The sequence below is a fragment of the Caballeronia sp. LjRoot31 genome (assembly GCF_964253885.1).
GTDB lineage: Bacteria > Pseudomonadota > Gammaproteobacteria > Burkholderiales > Burkholderiaceae > Caballeronia.
The window spans coordinates 1,887,761-1,902,736 of record NZ_CAXURX020000002.1; the positions used below are offsets into that span (position 1 = coordinate 1,887,761).

The 14,976-nt window shown below is 62.2% G+C and carries 8 protein-coding genes; 3 read left to right on the forward strand and 5 right to left on the reverse strand.

What is annotated here, in order from left to right; all coding sequences use genetic code 11:
• Positions 1 to 29: 29 nt before the first annotated feature.
• The 3 genes from ACSQ8V_RS26770 to ACSQ8V_RS26780 are packed head-to-tail and all read right to left on the reverse strand — an operon-like array spanning position 30 to position 3,811.
• A complete protein-coding gene (locus ACSQ8V_RS26770) occupies positions 30 to 1,997 on the reverse strand; it encodes an amylo-alpha-1,6-glucosidase (RefSeq protein WP_436207705.1) in 1,968 nt (655 codons plus the stop codon).
• The gene (locus ACSQ8V_RS26775; RefSeq protein ID WP_436207706.1) at positions 1,994 to 2,470 is read right to left on the reverse strand and encodes a nuclear transport factor 2 family protein; all 477 of its coding nucleotides are present in this window, start codon (positions 2,468 to 2,470) and stop codon (positions 1,994 to 1,996) included. Before ACSQ8V_RS26775 ends, ACSQ8V_RS26770 begins: the two co-directional genes overlap by 4 nt.
• Before the next feature lie 60 nt (positions 2,471 to 2,530).
• Positions 2,531 to 3,811 carry a DUF445 domain-containing protein gene (locus tag ACSQ8V_RS26780; protein ID WP_436207707.1) on the reverse strand — a complete coding sequence of 427 codons (1,281 nt, stop codon included), beginning with the start codon at positions 3,809 to 3,811 and terminating at the stop codon, positions 2,531 to 2,533.
• A 1,304-nt stretch (positions 3,812 to 5,115) separates the two neighbouring features.
• Between ACSQ8V_RS26780 and cynS the strand changes: the two genes are divergently transcribed.
• Positions 5,116 to 5,565 carry a cyanase gene (cynS, locus tag ACSQ8V_RS26785; protein ID WP_436184618.1) on the forward strand — a complete coding sequence of 150 codons (450 nt, stop codon included), beginning with the start codon at positions 5,116 to 5,118 and terminating at the stop codon, positions 5,563 to 5,565.
• A gap of 6 nt (positions 5,566 to 5,571) precedes the next feature.
• Here cynS and uvrA read toward each other — a convergent pair whose 3' ends face one another.
• Both uvrA and ACSQ8V_RS26795 read right to left on the reverse strand, forming a co-directional pair.
• Positions 5,572 to 11,409, reverse strand: coding sequence for an excinuclease ABC subunit UvrA (gene uvrA, locus ACSQ8V_RS26790; protein ID WP_436207708.1), 5,838 nt, complete (start codon positions 11,407 to 11,409; stop codon positions 5,572 to 5,574).
• A gap of 491 nt (positions 11,410 to 11,900) precedes the next feature.
• Positions 11,901 to 12,263: a translation initiation factor Sui1 gene (locus ACSQ8V_RS26795; protein WP_213764585.1), complete on the reverse strand. Its 363-nt coding sequence runs from the start codon at positions 12,261 to 12,263 to the stop codon at positions 11,901 to 11,903.
• Positions 12,264 to 12,639: 376 nt separating this feature from the next.
• On the opposite strand from ACSQ8V_RS26795, the gene ACSQ8V_RS26800 reads away from it, so the two are divergent.
• Complete coding sequence (locus ACSQ8V_RS26800; protein ID WP_436207709.1) at positions 12,640 to 13,386, forward strand: SDR family NAD(P)-dependent oxidoreductase; 747 nt, start codon at positions 12,640 to 12,642, stop codon at positions 13,384 to 13,386.
• A gap of 363 nt (positions 13,387 to 13,749) precedes the next feature.
• The gene (locus tag ACSQ8V_RS26805; protein ID WP_436207710.1) at positions 13,750 to 14,604 is read left to right on the forward strand and encodes an SDR family NAD(P)-dependent oxidoreductase; all 855 of its coding nucleotides are present in this window, start codon (positions 13,750 to 13,752) and stop codon (positions 14,602 to 14,604) included.
• Positions 14,605 to 14,976: the final 372 nt, after the last annotated feature.

A 14,976-nucleotide genomic window follows, 5' to 3' on the forward strand; every position in this document is an offset into this window, starting at 1 on the left:
ACTAAAAGCGTGACGGAAAGACCGATAATCTAGCGCGTTTGCGGCATCTCGGCAGAATCGGCTGGGTCGGCGGGTTGGCTATCAAGCAGACGTTCGAGGCGCATGAGTTCGCCGAGCGACCACGCCTGGAATGGCGTGCCGCCGGGCGTATGCGGTGCATCGCCGTCCGCGACTTCGGAAATGTGGTCCAGTCCCGCATGATGCAGGTGGTTGCGCAGCGGCCTGAGAAAACGCTCGCGGGCCACGGCTTTGGATGCTTGATCATCGCCATGAACCCTCAGCCACGCGTCGACAAACGGCCCCATGAGCCACGGCCAGACTGTGCCCTGGTGGTAAGCACCGTCACGTTCCAGCGGCGTGCCGGTGTAACGGCCCTTGTAGGCAGGGTCGTTCGGTGACAGGGTCCTAAGCCCCAGCGGCGTGAGCAAAAGCTGCTCGCATTGATCGACGATCGCGCGAGCCGTTGCGCTATTGTCGATCACCGCGAACGGCAGCCCGCCCACAGCAAAAAGCTGGTTCGGACGAATGGAATGGTCGAGCTTGCCCGGCTCGTGATCGGCGTCGACCACGTCGTAGAGCGCACCGCCGGCGGGATTAATGAAACGCTGCTGAAAAGCCTGAGTTGCACGCGTGGCCGGCTCCGTCCAGCGTGGGTTCCATGCCGCCGCTATGCGCAGCGCGTTGATCCACAACGCCTGCACTTCCACCGGCTTGCCGATGCGCGGCGTCACCACCCAATCGCCCACCTTCGCGTCCATCCACGTCAGTTGCACGCCGGGAACGCCTGCCCGGAGCAGTCCATCTTCAGGATCGGCTGCGATCTGGAAACGCGTGCCGCTGGAGTAACCGTCGAGAATGCCATCGACGGCTTGTTGCAACCGGTCCTGCGTTTCCCGTTGAGCGTGGCCCGTGCAAAGATAATCGTGCACGGCGATCACGAACCACAACGATGCATCCACCGAGTTGTATTCCGGCGCGCCGCTGTCCGGAAAACGATTCGGCAACATGCCGTCGGAGAGCGTTCCGGCCCATTCGAGCAGGATCGATTCGGCGTCGCTGGTTCGGCCGGATGTGATCAGCAGACCGCGCATGGCGATGAACGTGTCGCGGCCCCAGTCGGTAAACCATGGGAAGCCGGCGAGGATTGTGCTGCCCTCGTTTCGCGCCACGATGTAGGCATCGGCGGAACGATGCAGCGGCGTCGGAAAAGCCGCGCGACGTGCTCGTTCGATATCGGCAAGCTGCTTCGCGGTATCGGCCGCATTCGTCTTCGCACCCTCGTTCGCGCTCAACACGAGCACCGCTTCGCCAAGCGATAAATCGAACGAAAAGATCCCGGGCGTGGCGAGGTCCTCGTTGAAATCCATGCCGCGTTCGCGCTCGACGGTGTAGCAGAAATTACGATACCAGTCAGGCGCATGAACGTACGATCCATTCGATGCCGCGACCACCGCCGGCACATCGCCATACGCTTGCCAGCGAACCTGATCGCCCGTCGCCGTGTACGAGAAATTAAACGCCGGGTTCTCGTGATGCAGCGCGTGATAGTCGCGGCCGGAAAGCAACGGCCGAACTTTCAGCGTGAAGGCCTCGCCGTCGAGCCGCCAGCGCAGCACCGTCTGCGCGCTCTGCTTCGCGACAAATAGTTCGGCGGTCAGGATATGATTTTCGCCGACCTGGAAGCGCCACGTGGGCCAAGGGTCGGTATCGAAGGAAAGCAGACTCTCCGATGGGTCCGGCCAGACCGCACCGGCGCCATAACGCTGCATGGACAGCGGAATGCGTGTCTGCCCCGATGCATCCTCCAGCCAGGCCTCCACGCCGTTCACCAGCACCATGCGCCCCGCCGGCGGTTGCGTGGCGGTGAGAAGCAGTGCGTGATATCTGCGGGTCCGTTCGGTGCCAGCCGTGCCCGACGCAAAACCGCCCAGCGCATCGGCTTCGAGCCATTCGTCGTTGAGACACCCTTCGCTAGCAGGACATTCGAGGCGGGTCATTTTTTGGGTTGCTGCCGGTATGCGCGAAGACCCTTGCTCGCCTGCGCCCGGATCTTGTTCTGCATGAACGACGACCAGCCGAGCAGCACGCCCTTGAGTCCGAGCGCCTGGCGGCTCCAGGTCCAGAGGTCGAAGCTGTCGTGATGTTCGACGATCAGTCCATCGCGAATCGCAAACCGCGCGTTGATACGATTGACCACCTTGCGCCCCGTCTGGGTGAAACGATAGGTCGCGACCCATTTCGCCGTCGCCGTCTGCCCGACGGTCTGGATGTCGCTGAAGGTCAGCGAAAATCCCGTGGCGCGAGAGATCAGCATGCGCCACATATCCGAGGCTTCGCGGCCTCGCAGCACGCCGAACACGGGATCGCTGAACTGCACGTCGGGCGCGTAGCACGCGGCCATTGCTTCAGCGTCGGAACGCTGAAAGGCTTCGTAGAAACGCTGGATCAACGCGGCGTTCGGGTCCGTCATGTTCGGTCTCTTCAAGAGGGAAATTAGCTGACCGCGGCTACAAGGTTTTGATTCTGCAGCTTAAACCATGAACATGGAGACTGCGTGAATGATCAGACCAACCGCACCGCCCACCAGCGTGCCGTTCACCCGGATGAATTGCAAGTCGCGGCCCACGCTCAGTTCCACGTCGCGCACGAGCGTGGCGTCGTCCCAGTTGCGCACCGTTGCCGCAATATGCTTTGCAATGCCGTCGCGTAAATCCGGCGCCAGTGACTTGAGCGCGTCGCGCATGTGCTCGTTGATCGATTCACGCAGCGCCGGGTCGTTGCTCAACGCGGCCGCAAACGACGCCGATGCGCCCGTCACCTTTTTGTGCAGCGACGAATCTGCCTGCGCGAGATCGCGGCGCAGCCAGTCCTTGAACTCGTCCCATAGTCCGTTCACATAGGTACGCAATTCCGGGCGTTCGAGCCATTCGCGCTTGTGCTGGTCGATACGCGCCCGGAAGGCCGGGTCCGTTTTCAGACGTTCGATGAACCCTTCCACCGAGCGGTCGAAGGCGTGACGGCGCTCGTGTTCCGGGTTTTCGCTGATGTCGTGCAGCCACTTGTTTGCGCCGCGCACCAGGCCGCCCGCGAACTTGTTGCCGAGGTCTTCCGCGCTCAGGCCCACGAAACCGAGCATGCCGATCAATTTCGGATATTCCTCGCCGGCCACGTCCAGGATCTTGGCCGCGAGGATTGCTTGTACTTCCTCGCGGTCGAGCCATTGTGCGAGTTCGCGCAGGCCCTCGTCGAGCAGCATTTGATGGCGGCGATCCGCCGTCAGCGTGGACAGCAATCCGCCCACTGCGCCCGCCAGGTCGAATTGTTCAGCGCGGCGGCGCAGGGCTTCGTGGAGCATCGTTTTGACGCGTTCATCGTCGATGAAATCGAGCATCTGGGCCGCCGCCGCGACGGCTTTTGCGCCCAGCAGCGCTGCGTTCGCCGGTTCGGCCAGCCAGACCGCTAGGCGGCCGGCGGGATCGAAGGCGTTCACGCGGGCGACCAGTGCGTCGGTGCCGAGGAATTTGTCGCGGACGAATTCGGCGAGATTGTCCGCCACGCGGGCCTTGTTTGCCGGCAGGATGGCGGTGTGCGGGATTGGCAGCCCGAGCGGGTGGCGGAATAGCGCGACGACCGCGAACCAGTCGGCCAGCGCGCCGACCATGGCGGCTTCGGCGAAGGCCGAGACCCACGCCCAGGCGCCGGCGTCGTGGTGGCTCTTGGCGAGCAAGAATAGCGCGGCTGCCGCGACCAGGAGACCGGCGGCGAACCATTTCATCTTCTTTAGTGCGAGTGCTTTGTCCTGCGTGGCCATCTTGATCCGGGGGTTTCTTGGTGGAATGAGGCCGTCAGCATACCAGTGACACCGGGGCCCGGTGTGTGGCGGGGGAGGGTTTGGGGGGGGCGGTTGGCGGGGGCGGGGGTGGTCAGGTTATGGGGTTGGTGGTTGGGGTCTATGCCGGGGTGGTCGGTTCTGGGGGTAGTGGTCGGGGGTCGGGGGTCAGTGCCGGGTTGGTCGGTTCTGGGGGTAGTGGTCGGGGTCAGTGCCGGGTTGCTGCTTTCGGCCGTGGTGGTCTGCCTGAGTTGGATTTTCTCTTTATCACTATTAGCCACTGTGCGTGGCGGCACGTCATTTCTTTGTCCAAAGCGACAAAGAAACGAAGCAAAGAAAACGCTTTTAACCACGCTACCCTAAGTGTCCACAGCGTGCAGTTTCTATTCATAGGTGCCCCAAAAGCACGGTGCTCGCCAGAGCGAAGGATGTTTGAACCCCTCCTTCTCCGAACACCGATACCCACACGCTTCGCCACCAGTGATTGAACCTGCCCAAGGGACATCCCGCGCTATCCGCGGATAACCGAGCTCCGAATTTGTACGCGCCTCGAACCACGTCGCCAACCCTGCTGAAAATGAGGTCGCGAAGACGCGGGCGGCCGTAACCGACGAAATAGCTGTACAGAACGCGCAGCCAATTCACAAAAACTGAAGCAGTAACCACAAACACGCATCAAGCTGTGACCTATGAATACGGTCGCACAGACCAAGTAGCTAACCTGTCAAAAAACCGCAGCCGTAAATATCTGTAAGGCCGTGCGGGTTCATTGGCAATTGTGCTTGCCCGAGAGCGTACGGGGCGAAGCGTGTTCGTGTCAGGATTCGCGAGAAGGAGGGGTTCACACATCCGTGGCTCTGGCGAGCACCGTGCTTTTGGGGCACCCATGAATGAAAACTGCACGCTGTGGACACTTAGGGTAGAGCGGTTAAAGCGTTTTCTTTGCTTCGTTTCTTTGTCGCTTTGGACAAAGAAATGACGTGCCGCCACGCACAGTGGCTAATAGTGATAAAGAAAAAATCCGACTCTTGCAGACCACCACGGCCGAAAGCAGCAACCCAGCATTGACTCCGACCGCTAACCCCAAAACCGACCAACCCAGCACTGACCCCGCCGCTACCCCAAAACCCAGCCCCCCGACCTTGCCCCCTGCCCACAAACCCAAACCCAAAACCCACCGTCCACCGGCGCGAGCGAACCGAATTTCCCGCAGCTTTTTTGTCCGCCAGCCAGCCCCGCGATTAGCCAATACACTCGCTTGAAACCACCCTCAAGGAGCAACCCGAATGATTTCCGATCGCAGCGAAGTGACTCACATGATTCTCGCCGCCAAGGTGAGCAAAGGACTGAAATGGGCCGACGTGGCGGAGAAAGTCGGCTTGAGCAAGGAATGGGTAACGGCCGGTTGCCTCGGGCAGATGACGTTCTCCAAAGCACAGGCCGAAGTCGTAGGCGCCCTCTTCAACCTCTCCGATGAAGCCGTCGCCTGGCTGCAGATTGTGCCCTATAAAGGCTCCCTGCCGACCGCCGTCCCCACCGATCCTCTCATCTACCGATGGTACGAAATAGTGAGCGTTTACGGGAGCACGATCAAGGAACTGATCCACGAGGAATTCGGCGACGGAATCATGAGCGCCATCGATTTCTCGATGGATATCCAGCGCGAACCCGATCCCAAAGGGGACCGGGTCAACGTGGTTTTATCAGGCAAGTTCCTGCCCTACAAGAGTTACTGAACCGAGTTACTGAACCGCCTCGGCCGCCACGGCCCCGCGCTCGAGCACCGGCCGCAGCGCGGCGCCCGTGTGACTGCGCGGATTCTTCGACAACGTATCCGGATCGGTCGCGGCCACGATCGATCCGCCTTCCGTGCCGCCTTCCGGCCCCAGATCGATCACCCAGTCGGCTTCGGCAATCACGTCCAGATCATGCTCGATCACCACCACCGAATGCCCGCCATCGACCAACCGGTGCAGTACGCGGATCAGCTTCGCGACGTCGGCCATATGAAGGCCCACTGTCGGCTCATCGAGCACATACAGCGTATGCGGCGCCTTCTGCCCACGCCTGCCGATGTCGTCCCTTACCTTCGACAACTCCGTCACCAGCTTGATCCGCTGAGCCTCCCCGCCTGACAACGTGGGCGATGGCTGCCCAAGCGTCAGATAACCCAGCCCCACATCCTTCATGAGTTGCAGCGGATGCGAGATGCTTGTCATCGCGGAGAAGAACTCGACAGCCTCGTCAATCTCCATGGTCAGCACTTCGCCGATGTTCTTGCCGCGCCACGTCACCGCCAGCGTTTCCGGATTGAAACGCTGACCGTGGCAGACATCGCACGGTACTTTGACGTCGGGCAGGAAGCTCATGGCGATGGTGCGCACGCCCTGGCCCTCACAGGCCGGGCAGCGGCCATCGCCCGTGTTGAACGAAAAGCGCGACGGCGTATAACCCCGCGCGCGGGCTTCCAGAGTGTCAGCGAACAGCTTGCGGATGGTGTCCCACATGCCGATATACGTCGCCGGGCACGAGCGCGGCGTCTTGCCAATCGGCGTCTGGTCGACTTCCAGTACACGGTCGATGGTCTCGAACCCGGTCACCTCCGTGCACCCCTGCCAGCGATGCGCAACGTCGAACTTCACACGCGGCGCCTCGCGCGACAACACGCTCGAACGGTTACGCGCGGGCATGTCGGCTTGCGCGGTCTTGCGTGCGCGGCGCGTAGCCGGCGACGACAGAACCGAGCGGCCCACGGCATCGAGCAGGTTGGTCATCAGCACGTCACGAGCGAGCGTGGACTTGCCGGAACCGCTCACGCCCGTGATGGCAATCAGACGGCCGAGCGGCATGCTCGCGGTGACGTTGCGCAGGTTGTGCAGCGTCGCACCGTGAACCGTAAGCCAGTTCTCGGGCGTTGCGGCCCGCTTCGCGGTCGCCGTTTTTACATCACGACGCGCTTGCAACGGATGCTGGATCGGGTTCGCCAGATACTGGCCCGTGAGCGAATCCGGCTGCGCCGCGAGATCAGCCACGCTGCCTTGCGCCACCACCGTGCCACCGCGTTTCCCCGCTCCCGGACCGATATCGATGATGTGATCCGCCCGGCGAATGGTGTCCTCGTCGTGCTCCACGACCACCAGCGTGTTGCCCTTGTCGCCGAGTTTCTTCAGCGCATCCAGCAGGATCTTGTTGTCACGCGGATGCAGTCCGATGGTCGGCTCATCCAGCACATAACACACGCCCTGCAAGTTGCTGCCGAGCTGCGCGGCAAGGCGAATGCGCTGCGCTTCGCCACCCGACAACGTGGGCGCCGCGCGATCCAGGCTCAGATAACCAAGACCGACTTCTTCGAGGAACAACAAGCGGCCTTCGATTTCACTGACTACGTCGCGGGCGATATCGGCATCGCGGCCCTTGAGCTTCAGCTTCTTGACCCAGCCACGCGTCGCGCTGACCGTCCAGCGGCCGACTTCCGTTATCGGTTGATCGCCGAACGTCACCGCCCGCGCGACTTCATTCAGGCGCGTGCCGCTGCAATCCGGGCAAGGCTGATCGCCGACATCGTCCGGTTCCTGTTGCGCCGATGGAATCGTCTGCTCACGCCCACGGCCATCATCGGAGAGCACGGTGTCGTCGTAGACTTCGCGCTGCTCGCGCGTGAGCGTGACGCCGGTGCCCACGCAGGTGTTGCACCAGCCGTGCTTGCTGTTGTACGAGAACATGCGCGGGTCAAGTTCGGGATAACTCGTGCCGCAGACCGGACACGCGCGTTTGGTCGAGAATACCCGGATCTCGCCAACGTGCTTCGTCCCCTTCTTGCCGCCGTTCAACGCACCATGCAAGTCGTCGAGCGGCGCAAGCAGATGCATCACGCCCTTGCCGAGTTCGAGCGTCTCCAGAAGCATGGCTTTCAGCGTCGCTTCATCGTTCGCGTTGACGATCAGATCGCCGACCGGCAACTCGATGGTGTGCTCCTTGAAGCGATCGATCTTCGGCCACGGATCGACGGAAAGGAACTCGCCGTCCACGCGCAAATGCGTATGCCCGCGTGTCTTCGCCCACTTCGCGAGGTCCGTGTAAATCCCCTTGCGGTTCACCACGAGCGGTGCGAGCAAGCCGATATGCTGGCCTTTGAAATCCCGCATGATCTGCGCGACGATCGATTCGGGACTCTGCGCCGTGACGGGCGCGCCGTCGTGGATGCAATGCTGGATACCAAGCTTCACGTACAGAAGCCGCAGGAAATGCCAGACTTCGGAGGTGGTCGCGACCGTGCTCTTGCGGCCACCACGCGATAAACGCTGCTCGATGGCCACCGTTGGCGGAATGCCGTACACGGCGTCCACTTCAGGACGTCCGGCCGGTTGCACGATCGAACGCGCATACGCATTCAACGATTCCAGATACCGGCGCTGGCCTTCATGGAAGAGGATATCGAACGCTAACGTTGACTTGCCCGAACCCGATACGCCCGTGATCACGTTGAACTTGCCGTGCGGGATATCGACATCGAGCGACTTCAGGTTGTGCTCGCGTGCGTTGACAATCCGCACCACGTCTTCGCCCTGCAACGCGCGCCGCGCCGCCGCGATTTCCGCAGCCAGTTGCAGCGGAGCGCCCGCTGCGCGCTTCTGCGCTGCGCCCGGCGCCATCGACTCTTCGTAGTCGAGCAGCGCCTTACCGGTGTGCGATTGTTCGCATGCCGAAACATCGTCCGGTGTGCCGACGCAGACGACCAGACCGCCCGCATCGCCGCCTTCCGGACCAAGATCGATGATCCAGTCGGCCGCGCGGATCACGTCAAGGTTGTGCTCGATCACGATCAGCGAATGACCGCGTTCCAACAGGCGTCTCAATGCCTGCATCAGCTTGGCGATATCGTCGAAATGGAGGCCCGTCGTGGGCTCGTCGAACATGAACAAGCGGCCCGGCAGGTTGCCGCTCGCCTGTGCCGTTTCCGCCAGGAAACCCGCCAGCTTCAGGCGCTGCGCTTCACCGCCCGAGAGCGTGGGAACCGGTTGCCCAAGCTTCACATATTCCAGTCCAACATCGACAATCGGCTGCAACACCCGCAGCACTTCCTTGTCTTTCGCAAAGCACGCAACGGCTTCACTCACGGTCAGGTCGAGTACATCCGCGACGCTGAGCGACTTGCCGTCGCGTTCGATCTGCACATCCAGGATTTCCGCCCGATACCGCCGTCCATCGCAATCCGGGCAGCGCAGATAGACGTCGCTCAGGAACTGCATCTCGACGTGTTCGAAGCCCGAACCGCCGCAGGTCGGGCAACGGCCATCGCCGGAATTAAAACTGAACATGCCGGCGCTATAACCCCGTTGCGCGGCCAGTGGCGCCTTGGCAAACAGCTTGCGAATCTCGTCGAAAGCACCAACATAACTCGCTGGATTCGAACGCGCCGTGCGGCCGATCGGCGATTGATCCACGAAGATCACTTCACTCAAGGCATCCGCGCCCTTCAACGCGCGGAATGCGCCTGGCGATTCCGTCGCCTTGCCAAAATGACGCTGCAATGCGGGAGCGAGCACGTCCTGGATCAGCGTCGATTTACCCGACCCCGATACACCCGTCACGCACACCAGCCGCTGCAACGGGATCTCGACCGTGACGTCGCGCAGGTTGTGTTCGGTCGCGCCTTCGAGCACGAGCCGCGGCGCTTTTGCATCGACCGCGCGGCGCTGCCAGTTCGATGCGTGCGCCACATGTTTGCGGCCGCCGAGGTACGCGCCCGTCAGCGTGTCGCTATGCTCGATTTCGTTCGGCGGCCCGTCATAGACAATCTCGCCGCCGCGTTCGCCCGGTCCCGGACCCATATCGATAAGACGATCCGCCGCAAGCATCACCGACGGATCGTGCTCCACCACCACGAGCGTATTGCCCGCGTCGCGCAACCGGTGCATCGCTTCCACAATGCGATTCAGGTCACGCGGATGCAAGCCGATGCTCGGTTCATCGAGCACGAACAGCGTGTTCACCAGTGACGTGCCGAGCGCGGTCGTCAGGTTGATCCGTTGTACTTCGCCACCGGACAACGTACGGCTCTGGCGGTCCAGCGTGAGGTAACCGAGGCCGACATCGCAGAGATATTTCAGGCGCGTGCGGACCTCGTTATGCAGAAGCTTGAGCGCGTCGTCGAGCAGCGTGCTTGGCAAGGTCAGCGAGTCGAAGAACCGGCGAATGCGGTCGATCGGCATCAGCATCAGATCGTGCAGGGTGAGACCCGGCAGCGCTTCGAGTTGCGCCCGCGTCCACTCCACGCCTGCCGGCAGGAAACGATCGGCCGGCTTCAGCACGGCGTCCGCTTGCTCCTTCGTGCCGAGGCGCCACAGCAGCGCTTCTGTCTTGAGCCGCGCGCCTTCGCACGTCGGACATTTCGTATAGCTGCGATATTTCGACAGCAACACGCGGATGTGCATCTTGTACGCTTTCGATTCGAGGTAATCGAAGAAACGCTGCACGCCGTACCACTGGTTTTGCCACTTGCCGGACCAGTCGGGCGAACCGTTGATCACCCAGTCGCGCTCCTTTTGCGTGAGTTCGCTCCAGGGCACACCAAGGCGAATACCCGCTTTCGCGCCGTAGCGCAGCAGGTCGTCCTGATTCTCTTTCCATGCGGGCGTTTGCAGCGTCTTGACCGCGCCGCCGCGCAAGGTCTTGCGTTCATCGGGAATCACGAGGCCGAGATCAACGCCGATCACCCGGCCGAAGCCGCGACACGTTTCACACGCGCCATACGCCGAGTTGAACGAGAACAACGCGGGTTGCGGATCGGCGTAGCGGATGTCGCTTTCCGGGCTGTGCAGGCCCGTGGAGAAGCGCCACGTGGGAACGTCCACGGGCTTGTCCGCGTCGTCCGCGCCCGGCTCCGGCAGCACGTAGACATTCACGCGGCCCGTGCCGCGTAGCAACGCACCTTCAATGGCCTCCAGCGCCCGCGACCGCTCCGTCTTCTGCAAGCGGAACCGGTCTGCGACCACGTCGAGCATTTGCCGGCCGTCCACATGCCGCTTTGCCTGCACGCGCGTGTAGCCGCTGGCGGAAAGCCACTGTGCGACTTCGTCGTCGCTCGCGGACTCAGGCAGTTCCACCGGGAACGTGATTGCGATCCGCGGATCACTCACCTTCGTGCGCCCGAGCAATTCGACGTAGATGCTCTCCGGCGTGTCGTGCCGGACCTGATGCGAGGTCTTTTTATCGAAGAGCTCGGCGGCGCGTGCGTAGAACAGTTTCAGGTGATCGTTCAGCTCGGTCATCGTACCGACGGTCGAGCGCGAACTGCGCACCGGATTGGTCTGGTCGATGGCAATTGCCGGCGGCACGCCGTCCACGCGATCCACCTGCGGACGGTCCATGCGGTCGAGGAATTGCCGGGCATACGCGCTGAACGTCTCGACGTAGCGACGCTGGCCTTCGGCGTAGAGCGTATCGAACACGAGGCTCGATTTGCCCGAGCCCGAAGGACCGGTCACCACGGTCATCTGACCCGTGTAAAGGTCCAGATCGATGTTCTTGAGATTGTGCTGGCGAGCGCCGCGAATGCGGATTGCGTTGTTGGATGCCAATTTTTCCTAACCGGTTCAATGAGTTAGATCGTCCGCCAGTGCGCTTGGGCGAAGCGTGGCTCGCCTTGGGAAGCCATCGCTCGACACGCATTAGCGAGATAACGGCCGATGAAGTCGACACTGTACACCCATACAGTGTTTTCGGCAGGAGGGGAACCGGCAACACGGTCACAGCCAAACGAAACCTGTTCCGATTTTTTTCGACAAACAAACCCATCTCCGCGTCACGCTAAATAAGTAGGGTTACTGAACAACTGCTTTCAAATCGAAGCCAGCGATATGCCCGGCCGATCCTGAACCGGGCTGGCAAGCCCATCCGCCCTGCTCCGTCAAAAGTACGACTAGCGCCATGAGATAGAACATTGAGTACAAGGGACCGGTCTGCGATGCCGTCAAATTCCCAGCGGCTACACGTTTTGACATACCCTGGGCGGCACGCGATCATGCGGTCCGTGGTACTCAAGCACCTGCGCGCATTGAAGCTGAAGCGATTAGCCCCCGGCCCGCTTCGCGCTGTGGCCGTACTTTTTGAGCACTTCGATAACCCGCTCGCAATGGTCACCCTGCACTTCAATCACGCCATCCTTGACCGTTCCACCCGAACCGCAGGCCGTGCGCAACTGCTTCCCTAGCGAGGCCAAGGCAAGAGGATCGAGCGCCAGCCCTTTAATGATCGTCACGCTTTTCCCGCCCCGCCCCTTTGTCTCGCGAGTCACCCGCACCACGCCATCACCTGCCGGCAGTCTCTTGGTAACCGTCTCGCAGACACATTCCGCGAGCACCTGCCTGCATTCGGGACACATCCGACCGCCGTCGGTAGAATAAACAAGGCCGCCTTTTGCACTACTTTTCATAAATAATTGGCTTGCTCGAAGACACCCAGATCGGGAATCGGGCCGAGTTTAGCAGGTGCGCTTTAGCAACCCCCCTCTGCCCAAGTCCGGTCTCATTTTCGTATTTCCGGCGTCGACCCTTCATAGATCGCTCGCCGCCTCTCCCGGGAAACAACGGCTTACAGGAGACGACAGTCGTACGGTCCGTTGAGCGCTCCGCTCCTGGATCCGTTCCAGGTGGGGAGCGTTACTCTCAGGAAGGAGGCCGGCTTCGGCGAAAACGCCATAAAGGAGGCAAACTAGGATGCCTTGCGGCAACGCCTTGCTCGGCAAAACCACGCCTCGCAGACGCTGCCGCAGCAGGCTCTGCCAAAACCGCGCAAGAGAGGAGTTCTTCATGCCTGCACATTTACCCAATTTGAACGATCGTGTCGCCCTGGTGACCGGCGGCTCGCGCGGAATCGGACGCGCCATATCGATCGCGCTTGCCTCGGCCGGCGCAGCGGTCGCCGTCAACTATCGGGAACGCGAGAACGAAGCTGCCGGCGTCGTCGCGGAAATTGAACGCGCAGGCGGCCGCGCGATCGCGGTACGCGCTGACGTATCGGTCGGAGACGACGTCAAAGCGATGTTTCATGAAGTGGAGAACCGCCTCGGTCTTATCGACGTGCTCGTGAACAACGCGGGCACCGGTACGATCGTCGACATAGACGATCTCACGGAAGCGGAGTTCGATCGAACGCTCGCCGTCAATCTGAAATCGGCGTTCCTCTGCACGCAGGCAGTGCTGCCCGGCATGCGCGCGAGACGCTGGGGCCGGATCGTCAACCTCTCGTCGGCGGCTGCCCGCGGCGCGGGCCTGCTTGGCGTTCACTACAACGCATCGAAAGCCGGCCTCGAGGGCCTGACGCGCGGCTATGCGGCAAGGCTTGCCCGCGAAGGAATTACCGTCAACGCCGTTGCACCGGGGCCGATCGACACCGACATGGCTGGGCCGCTGAAGGCGTCCAACGTCGCGGAAAAACTGCCCGTGGGACGCTTGGGCGAAGCGAGCGAAGTTGCGCAGGCGGTACTGATGGTCATCGGCAACGCATTCATGACGGGCCAAACGATTCCCGTCAACGGAGGCGCAAGCTTCATATAGATCCTTGGCCGCATCGCGTCGCGCGCGGGCAAGATCCGATGCGCGAGCGCCGCACACGCTCGGTGCGCTGATCGTGGGAGAAATCGACATGCGCAAGACACGACGTCGCAGTGTCGCGGACGTCCCCGGTGCTCCGGTTCACGCCACGATCCCGCCTCGCTGCAAAGGCCGGCCAGGAACCCCGTGGCCCGGATCATCTTGCAGATGGCTTTCGACAGCCGCAAGGTAATCCCCTCGACGCACATCCTTTGCAAGTCCGTGATAAAAATCACCATGCGTGTTGCCGCGTGCTTTGCCGCGGGTCTCTCCGCATGAATGATTTGAATCTTCGCCTCCACGGCGGCCAACGACCAGGAATCTTGCATGACACTTTCTACCCTTGCTCCAGAGTCAGTTGCGGTCATCACCGGCGGCGCTTCCGGTATCGGACTCGCCGCCGCCATGCGCTTTGCCGCGCGCGGCTTGCGCATCTGCATCGCGGACACCGACGACCAACGGCTCGCCGCCGCTGCCGACGCCATTGCCCTCGTGAGCGCGAACGGCGCCGACGACGTGCTGGCGGTCAAGACCGACGTGAGCCGCATCGACGATCTGGAGCGGCTGCGCCAGCAGGTCGACGAGCGTTTCGGCGGCACCGACATCCTGATGAACAACGCGGGCGTGCAGGTCGGCAGCACGGTCTTCGGGCCGGCGCAGAACTGGGAACGCGTGCTCGGCGTCAACTTGATGGGCCCCGTCCTCGGCACCCGGACCTTCGTCCCTTCGATGATCGAACGTAAGCGTCCCGGCATCGTGATCAACACAGGGTCGAAGCAGGGCATCACCACGCCGCCGGGCGATCCGGCCTACAACGTGTCGAAGGCTGGCCTGAAGGCGTTCACGGAAGCGCTGCAGCACGAGCTGCGCAACACCCCCGGCTGCAGGATCAGCGCGCACCTGCTAATTCCGGGCTTCGTGTACACGGGCCTCACCGCCCGGGGACGCACGGAGAAACCGGCGGGCGCGTGGACCGCGGAGCAGACGGCGGATTTCATGATCGAACGGCTGGAGGCGGGCGACTTCTACATCCTCTGTCCCGACAACGACGTACCCCGCGCAACCGACGAGCGGCGCATCCTCTGGGCGGCGCAGGACATCATCGAGAACCGGCCGCCGCTCTCGCGCTGGCACCCGGACTACGCAAAGGCGTTCGAAGCCTTCAGCCAAAAGAAGAGCTGAACGGCCGCGCCGCGTTTCGCGTAACGGATCGATCCGCGCTGCACTGTGCGCGCATTTGCCGCGAAGATGCGCAGGCATCGAAAACGGGTCCGGCCGGCCGATCCGCTCTCTCTTTATGGGGACGTGATGAACCCGCGCGCGACGCCCGGCGCGGACCCCGAGCACGACGCGCAGGGGCGCGCCTCACGAGCCACTGACGGCGTACTACCCGGACGATTTTCCGAAACCGACGCGCTCGCCGAAACTGTGCATAGGGGGCCTGCGTCGGCGGTTGCGCAGACAGATATTGCCAATATGGTTAGTGCGCCTGTGGGACACGAAATGATCTAAGAGGCGGTGGTTGCGCCTCAATTGTCGCGCCGATCGCTTTGC

Bases quoted from the DNA above. Each gene is read 5' to 3' on its own strand.
- ACSQ8V_RS26770 (WP_436207705.1), bottom strand. From the start codon at position 1,997: ATGACCCGCCTCGAATGTCCTGCTAGCGAAGGGTGTCTCAACGACGAA.
- ACSQ8V_RS26775 (WP_436207706.1), bottom strand. From the start codon at position 2,470: ATGACGGACCCGAACGCCGCGTTGATCCAGCGTTTCTACGAAGCCTTT.
- ACSQ8V_RS26780 (WP_436207707.1), bottom strand. From the start codon at position 3,811: ATGGCCACGCAGGACAAAGCACTCGCACTAAAGAAGATGAAATGGTTC.
- cynS (WP_436184618.1), top strand. From the start codon at position 5,116: ATGATTTCCGATCGCAGCGAAGTGACTCACATGATTCTCGCCGCCAAG.
- ACSQ8V_RS26795 (WP_213764585.1), bottom strand. From the start codon at position 12,263: ATGAAAAGTAGTGCAAAAGGCGGCCTTGTTTATTCTACCGACGGCGGT.
- ACSQ8V_RS26800 (WP_436207709.1), top strand. From the start codon at position 12,640: ATGCCTGCACATTTACCCAATTTGAACGATCGTGTCGCCCTGGTGACC.
- ACSQ8V_RS26805 (WP_436207710.1), top strand. From the start codon at position 13,750: ATGACACTTTCTACCCTTGCTCCAGAGTCAGTTGCGGTCATCACCGGC.